Source organism: Actinokineospora sp. PR83, from assembly GCF_021056305.1.
In the GTDB taxonomy this organism is placed as follows: domain Bacteria; phylum Actinomycetota; class Actinomycetes; order Mycobacteriales; family Pseudonocardiaceae; genus Actinokineospora; species Actinokineospora spheciospongiae.
Genome location: NZ_JAJCXD010000079.1, coordinates 155132 through 161984, shown reverse-complemented (window position 1 = coordinate 161984; position 6853 = coordinate 155132). Strand labels below are relative to the sequence as shown.

Annotated in this window: 8 protein-coding genes; 3 read left to right on the top strand and 5 right to left on the bottom strand. The window is 73.7% G+C overall.

Annotated features, from left to right (window positions below; translation table 11 throughout):
* Positions 1-172 precede the first annotated feature (172 nt).
* Together L6E12_RS26545 and L6E12_RS26540 are read right to left on the bottom strand one after the other, a co-directional pair.
* Positions 173-679, bottom strand: a complete 507-nt coding sequence (locus tag L6E12_RS26545) for a sigma-70 family RNA polymerase sigma factor (protein ID WP_308075326.1) — start codon at positions 677-679, stop codon at positions 173-175.
* A 4-nt stretch (positions 680-683) separates the two neighbouring features.
* On the bottom strand, positions 684-1442 hold the full coding sequence (locus L6E12_RS26540; protein WP_236230635.1) for a pyrimidine reductase family protein: 759 nt from the start codon (positions 1440-1442) through the stop codon (positions 684-686).
* A gap of 33 nt (positions 1443-1475) precedes the next feature.
* Between L6E12_RS26540 and zapE the strand changes: the two genes are divergently transcribed.
* A complete protein-coding gene (zapE, locus tag L6E12_RS26535) occupies positions 1476-2510 on the top strand; it encodes a cell division protein ZapE (RefSeq protein WP_236230634.1) in 1035 nt (344 codons plus the stop codon).
* A gap of 33 nt (positions 2511-2543) precedes the next feature.
* Here the strand turns inward: zapE and L6E12_RS26530 are convergent, their stop codons facing one another.
* The 3 genes from L6E12_RS26530 to L6E12_RS26520 are packed head-to-tail and all read right to left on the bottom strand — an operon-like array spanning position 2544 to position 4427.
* A complete protein-coding gene (locus L6E12_RS26530; protein WP_236230633.1) occupies positions 2544-2735 on the bottom strand; it encodes a hypothetical protein in 192 nt (63 codons plus the stop codon).
* A gap of 60 nt (positions 2736-2795) precedes the next feature.
* The gene (locus tag L6E12_RS26525) at positions 2796-3521 is read right to left on the bottom strand and encodes a phosphatidic acid phosphatase (protein ID WP_236230632.1); all 726 of its coding nucleotides are present in this window, start codon (positions 3519-3521) and stop codon (positions 2796-2798) included.
* Between the two features lie 60 nt (positions 3522-3581).
* Positions 3582-4427: a PPK2 family polyphosphate kinase gene (locus L6E12_RS26520; protein ID WP_236230631.1), complete on the bottom strand. Its 846-nt coding sequence runs from the start codon at positions 4425-4427 to the stop codon at positions 3582-3584.
* A gap of 125 nt (positions 4428-4552) precedes the next feature.
* On the opposite strand from L6E12_RS26520, the gene rocD reads away from it, so the two are divergent.
* Both rocD and L6E12_RS26510 read left to right on the top strand, forming a co-directional pair.
* Complete coding sequence (gene rocD, locus L6E12_RS26515) at positions 4553-5767, top strand: ornithine--oxo-acid transaminase (protein WP_236230630.1); 1215 nt, start codon at positions 4553-4555, stop codon at positions 5765-5767.
* 90 nt (positions 5768-5857) lie between these two features.
* Positions 5858-6850 (top strand): hypothetical protein, encoded by a 993-nt coding sequence (locus L6E12_RS26510; RefSeq protein ID WP_236230629.1) that lies wholly within the window; start codon positions 5858-5860, stop codon positions 6848-6850.
* Positions 6851-6853: the final 3 nt, after the last annotated feature.

Sequence of the window (6853 nt, the reverse complement as noted above, 5' to 3'; positions counted from 1 at the left end):
CGCACCCGCGCCCAGTCGTCCTCCGCCGCGGCCAGCACCGGTGCGCAGTGCGGGCAGGCCGCGGCGTGGTCGGCCAGGGCCGGGTCGGCGGCGTGGCCGTCGGCGGCGAGCGCCACCAGGTCGGCCCGGTCGCGCCCGCAGGGCAGGGCGCCCGGCTCGGTTCGGGGGTCGGTCATCGCAGCTCCTCCAGCTTGGCGAGCAGGGCGACCCTGGCCCGGTACAGCCGCTTGTGCAGCACCGGCACGCTGACCTGGAGCACGCCCGCCACCTCCTCGTAGCTCATGCCCTCCAGTTCGCGCAGCACCAGGGGCACGCGCTGGGAGGGCTCCAGGGTGGCGATCGCCCGGTGCACCGCGCTCGCCCGCTCGCCGAGCAGCGCCCACGCCTCCGGCGACGGCCGACCGTCGGTCAGCCTGCCCGCGGGCACCTCGTCGAGCGCCACCGTGGGCCTGCGGCGGCGCAGGTGGGCCATGGCGGTGTTGGTGACCACGCGGTACAGCCAGGTCGACACGGCCGCGTCGCCGCGGAAGGACGCCCGGCCGCGCCAGGCGGCGATCCAGGCGTCCTGGACCACGTCCTCGGCCTCGGCCGGGTCGCCGCACAGCCGCAGCGCCACCCGGTACATCCGGTCGGTGTGCGCGCGCACCAGATCGTCGAACGCCTCCGGGTCCAGCGCCACGGCGTCAGTTCCCCCGCCGGTAGCGCAGCATCAGGAAGCCGTCGTCGGACAGCACCGACGCCAGGGCCAGCCGCCGCGGCACCGGCACCGGGCCGCCCCCGGCGATCCGGTCCACCCCGCCGCCCGCCAGCAGCGGCGCCACCGTCAGGCAGAGCTGGTCGACCAGGTCGGCGGCGATCAGGTCCCCGAACAGCCGCGGCCCGCCCTCGCAGCACACCCGGCGCAGCCCGCGCTCGTCCAGCGCGGCCAGCGCCGCGACCGGGTCCAGTTCGCGCTCACCCGCCACGACGACGTCCGCCCCGGCCTCGGCGAGCGCGGCCCGGTCGGCCGCCGCCGACGCCCCGGTGGTGATCACGATCGGGGGAACGGTGGTGTCGGTGAGCAGCGGCGAGTCCGGGGGGACCGAGCAGCGCGGGGTCACCACCGCGATCGGCGGCAGCTCCGCCAGCCCGCGCCGCAGCCGCCGGTCGGTCCGCGTCTCGGTGCGCTTGAGGCCCCGGTAGCCCTCGTCGCGGGCGGTGCCCCAGCCGACCAGCACGACGTCGGCGAAGTCGCGGCCGAGCGCGAACACCTTCTTGTCCGCCGGGCCGGACAGCCCCGCGGAGTGCCCGTCGACGGCCACCGCGCCGTCCGCGCTGGTCACGAAGTTGACCTGCACCCACGGCCGGTCGAGGTCCTCGGGGTAGTCGTAGAGCCGTTCGAGTGCGGTGTCGTCCACCACAGTGGGCGAACCGTCGGGGGAGGTGGGCCACAGCCTGTGCACCCGCCCAGCCAAGCACGCGGATACGCTCCCGGCATGTCCGCCGGGAAACTCACCGACCGCCAGCCCGAGATCGGCGCCGACGAGCTGGTCGCCGCGCTGGCACCGCCGCCGCGCTTCGGCGGGGTCCGGTTCGACACCTACGTGCCCAACCCGGACGAGCCCAGCCAGGCCGCCGCGGTCGAGGCGGGCTCGGCCTTCGCCGCGCGCGTCGGCACCGGCGGGGAGCGGTCGTTCCTCAAGCGGGTGTTCGGCGGCAAGGCCGACCCGGGCAAGCCCGGCCTCTACCTCGACGGCGGCTTCGGCGTCGGCAAGACCCACCTGCTGGCCTCGCTGTGGCACGCGGTGCCCGGGCCCAAGGCGTTCGGTACGTTCGTCGAGGTCACCAACCTGGTCGGCGCGCTCGGCTTCCGCGAGGCGGTCACCCGGCTCTCCGGGCACCGGCTGCTGGCCATCGACGAGTTCGAACTCGACGACCCCGGCGACACCATGCTGGTCACCCGCCTGCTCGCCGAGCTGACCGACGCGGGCGTGCACGTGGCGGCCACGTCGAACACGCTGCCGGACAAGCTGGGGGAGGGGCGGTTCGCCGCCGAGGACTTCCTGCGCGAGATCCAGGCGCTGTCCGCCCGCTTCGACGTCGTGCGGGTCGACGGCCCGGACTACCGCCACCGCGGCCTGCCCGACGCCCCCGACCCGATGACCGACGCCGACCTGGCCGCCAGCGCCGAGCGGGTCGAGGGCTCCACACTGGACGACTTCACCGCGCTGTGCGCGCACTTGGCCCGGGTGCACCCCTCGCGCTACGGCAGGCTCGTCGACGGGGTGACCGCGGTGCACCTGCGCGGGGTGGCACCGCTGTCCGGGCAGGACGTGGCGCTGCGGCTGGTCGCGTTCGCCGACCGGCTCTACGACCGCGCGGTGCCGGTCGTGGTCTCCGGCGCACCGGTGTCGGCGCTGTTCACCGAGGAGATGCTGCGCGGGGGCTACCGCAAGAAGTACCTGCGGGCGGTCAGCAGGCTGGTGGCCCTGTCCCGGGACGCGGCGTCGTTGCCGGGCGCCCAGGACTGAACCGCGGTAACGACCGGGAACCGGCTGGTGGGGCTAGGTGTGGCGGCCGGTCGGGGTGGACTTGTGCTCGTCGATCAGCGCCCACACGGACACGCCGGTCTTCGACCCCGCCGCACGCGCCCCCGACTGCCTGCGGGGACGTGGAGCGGTCTCGGTCGTGTCGTGCCTGCTCTCCGAGAAACCGAGTTCCTGGTTGATCTGGTCGTAGATGGGTGTGTCGGTCACCGCCATCCTCTCCGTCGCGAAAGGCCGCTCTGCCAGGTTACGCACCGTACGCCCCCGGTTTCAGGGCGCCACGCGGTGGTCCCCCCGCCACTTCGGGTGACGACCCGCCGCCACGCTACCGGCGGGGCCGTCCGGGCGTCGGTCCGCCGATCCTGGGGGCACCGGCAGGCGGTCGATCCCCGCCGCGACCACCACCACGGCCCCGACCGCCCAGAACAGCGCGCCGACGGTGTCACTCGGGTAGTGGTAGGCGAGCCCGACGATCGCGGAGGCCGCGACCGCGGTCAGGACCAGCCCCGCCGCCCCCGACAGCAGCGCGGTCCGCAGCCGGGTGCCCGCCGGGGCGCTGCCCGCGCCCACCAGGGTGATCACCGCCAGGATCGACACCAGCGTGCCGGTGTGCCCGCTCGGGTAGGCGAGGTAGTCGTCGTGCGTGCGGTCGAACAGCGGCTTGAGCACCCAGGTGTTCACGGCGGCGGTGAGCACCGGCCCGGCCACCGCCAGCAGCGCCACCCGCGGCCTGCGCAGCCGCAGCGCGATCACCACCAGCACCACCATGAGCCCGACCATCGCCGCGGGGTGCGTCGAGTACGACAGCGGCTCCAGCACGCCGGGCACCCCGGCGAACACCCGGTCCACCGCCCCGGTCACCGCCGCGTCCGCGGCCCCGGCGTCGGCCTGGCCCGCCACCGGCAGCCCCAGGGCGAGCACGGCGGCGAAGCAGACCGCGGCCACCGCGGCGGCGGGACCGCGCAGCGGTCGGGGCAGCAGGCGGTCTCGTTCCACGGTTCCACTATGCCCGAGGCCCCGGTCCGTCCACACTGGTCGGTCGCCCCGGGGCGCCGATCAGCCCCAGGGGTCGGCGTAGGTGATCCGGGCCAGCTCCGCGGCCACGTCGTAGGTCGGCTCGGGCGGCGTCGGCGCCAGCTCCTCCAGCGTCTCCAGCAGCACGTTCGCCACGGCCCAGTTCCGGTACCACTTGCGGTCGGCGGGGACGATGTACCAGGGGGCCGCCGCGGTCCCGCACCGCTCCAGCGCCGCCCGGTAGGCCTCCTCGTACTCCGTCCACCGCGACCGGGCCACCAGGTCGGCCGGGTCGTACTTCCACTGCTTGGCCGGGGTCTCCAACCGGGCGATCAGCCGCTCCCGCTGCTCCTCCGGGGAGATGTGCAGGAACACCTTCACCACGGTCGTCCCCGCCTCGGCCAGCTCGGCCTCGAACTCGTTGATCGCGAAGTACCGCGCGTCCCACACCTCGCGCGGCACCAGCTCCTCCACCCGCGCGATCAGCACGTCCTCGTAGTGCGAGCGGTCGAACACGCCGATGTACCCCGGTGGGGGCACCTGCTTGCGGACGCGCCACAGGAAGTCGTGCCGCAGCTCCTGCCGCGTCGGCGCCTTGAACGAGGTGATCCGCAGGCCCTGCGGGTTGACCAGCCCGCAGACGTGGGAGACCGTGCCGCCCTTGCCGGAGGTGTCCATCCCCTGCAGCACCAGCAGCACCGAGCGCCGGGACTCCGCGTACAGCGCCTCCTGCAGCACGGCGAGCCGGTCGCCCGTCGCGGCGAGGAGGTCGGCCGCCTCGGCCTTGGTCGCCGGGCCCACCGGGGTGTCGCGCGGGCCCAGGTGCAGACCCGAGCCGGGGCGCACCCGCAGCGCGTCCCGGACGGACGGGACCGTCTTCTTCGCCATGCCCGAGAGCGTAGCCGGGTGGATGCAACGAACCCGCGCCAGAGTCGGTCAGCGCGCAACGAATGCACGCCACAAGCAACACCCGACGGCTGAAACCGACGCCCGCGTGCGCCTAGCCTGGTCGCATGACCGCGACCGTGCCCCCCGCCACCACCCTGCCCGACCACATCGCGCTGGCCGAGGAGTGGAGCACGCACAACTACCACCCGCTGCCGGTGGTGGTCGCCGAGGCGCAGGGGGCCTGGGTGACCGATGTGCACGGTCGGCGGTACCTGGATTTCCTGGCAGGCTACTCGGCGCTCAACTTCGGGCACCGCCACCCCGAGCTGGTCGCCGCCGCCGTCGACCAGCTCGGGAAGCTGACCCTGACCAGCCGCGCGTTCCACCACGACCAGTTCGGGCTGTTCTGCCGGGAACTGGCGGAGCTGACCGGCACCGACCTGGTGCTGACGATGAACACCGGCGCCGAGGCGGTCGAGTCCGCCATCAAGGTCGCCAGGAAGTGGGCGTACCAGGTCAAGGGCGTCCCGGCCGACACCGCCGAGATCATCGTGGTGGGCGGCAACTTCCACGGCCGCACCACCACCATCGTCTCCTTCTCCACCGACCCCACCGCCCGCGAGGGCTTCGGCCCGTTCACCCCCGGTTTCCGCGTGGTCCCCTACGGCGACACCGCCGCGCTGGAAGCGGCCATCACCGACCGCACCGCCGCCGTCCTCGTCGAACCCATCCAGGGCGAGGCGGGCGTGGTCGTCCCGCCGGTGGACTACCTCCCCGCCGTCCGCCGCCTCTGCGACGCCAACGACGTGCTGCTCGTCGCCGACGAGATCCAGTCCGGCCTGGCCCGCACCGGCACCCTGTTCGCCCTCGACCACGAGGGCGTCCGCGCCGACCTCTACACCCTGGGCAAGGCCCTCGGCGGCGGCATCCTCCCCGTCTCCGCGGTCGTCGGCCGCCGCGACGTGCTCGGCGTGCTGCGCCCCGGCGAACACGGCTCCACCTTCGGCGGCAACCCGCTGGCCTGCGCCGTCGGCCGGGCCGTGGTGCGCCTGCTGGCCACCGGCGAGTTCCAGGAGCGCTCCACCACCCTCGGCGCCCACCTGCACGGCAGGCTCGGCGACCTCGTCGGCCACGGCGTGACCCGTGTCCACGGCCGCGGCCTGTGGGCGGGCGTGGAACTCACCGACCGAACCGGCCGCGCCGCGTCGGAGGACCTGATGGCGCGCGGTGTGCTGTGCAAGGAAACCCACGGCACCACGCTGCGCATGGCCCCGCCGCTGGTCGTCACCGAAGCCGAGGTCGACCACGCCGTCGACACCCTGGCGCAGGTCATCGCCTGACCGCAGGCAGGCGTTGCCAACCGACCGCCCTGCCACAGGCGAGGCTGCCGGGGGCATTTCGGTCGACAACCCGTGGGTCGCATCGGTTGAATGGCCGACGTGCGGGTGATCCTCGATACCAATCTCTGGTCCTCGATCGGGGACGAGGGGGTGGTGGACGAGTTCACCCGGCTCATGGCCGCGCACTCGCTGCGGGTGTTGATGCCGCCGAGCATCCTCATGGAGGTCCTCAGGATGCCCGCCTCGGCAGCTGAAGCCCGAGGGCGCATCGTCCACGCGCTGGTACGGGGTTCTCGCCACCGGTTGAGCACCGAGGCCGAGTCGGAGGCCGCCGAGGTCGTCGCCGAGGTCAAGCGGTTGCGGCCCGCGTGGCTGCGCGCCATGCCCGACACCGCGCGAGTGGCCTCACTGCATGGCTTCTGGACGAAGGCGATCTGGCGGCAGGCGAGCCGGGATTCGTCACCTCTGCACCGGTACGAGGTCGCGAACACGCAGAAGCACGACCACGTCATTGCCACCCAGAAGCGGCAGCGCAGCCTGTTCCTCCAGGACAAGGCCCCGCTGCGCCCGCTCACCGGGCTGATGGTCCACGAAGCGGCCGACGCGGGCCGTCACCTACCCGGGTGGGACGGTCGGCCGGTCGAACCCTGGCGGGTCGCCGCCCGGGCGTTCCACTGGTACGAGTTGGTCCAGGTGACCGCTCGGGCGTTGCTCACGCGAGAGGACACCACCACTGCCGACTGGGTGGGGGCTCACGTCGACCTCGCGCGACTGCGCGCGGATCCGGAGGACTTCACCAGGTTCTGGTTGCAGGATGTGCGAGTCGACGCCCTGCGCAGGCAGTGGGTGAGGTGGGCGGTGAACCTCCTGCAGGCCGACCAGAAGATCACCAAGGGGAACCCCGCTGACGAGCAGCACTGCTCGTACCTCGTCGACTGCGACCTCTTCCTCTCGGCTGACGCACGCTGCGTCGCCGTGTTCGAGATCGTCAACGAGGATGCGCCGTTCCCCGTCGCGCGACCCGTTCTCGTGTCCGGCGATCGGGGCGTGCCGGTGTTGGAGCGGATCGCCCGCGTGCTGTGAGGG

Bases quoted from the DNA above. Each gene is read 5' to 3' on its own strand.
- zapE (WP_236230634.1), top strand. From the start codon at position 1,476: ATGTCCGCCGGGAAACTCACCGACCGCCAGCCCGAGATCGGCGCCGAC.
- L6E12_RS26520 (WP_236230631.1), bottom strand. From the start codon at position 4,427: ATGGCGAAGAAGACGGTCCCGTCCGTCCGGGACGCGCTGCGGGTGCGC.
- rocD (WP_236230630.1), top strand. From the start codon at position 4,553: ATGACCGCGACCGTGCCCCCCGCCACCACCCTGCCCGACCACATCGCG.
- L6E12_RS26510 (WP_236230629.1), top strand. From the start codon at position 5,858: ATGGCCGACGTGCGGGTGATCCTCGATACCAATCTCTGGTCCTCGATC.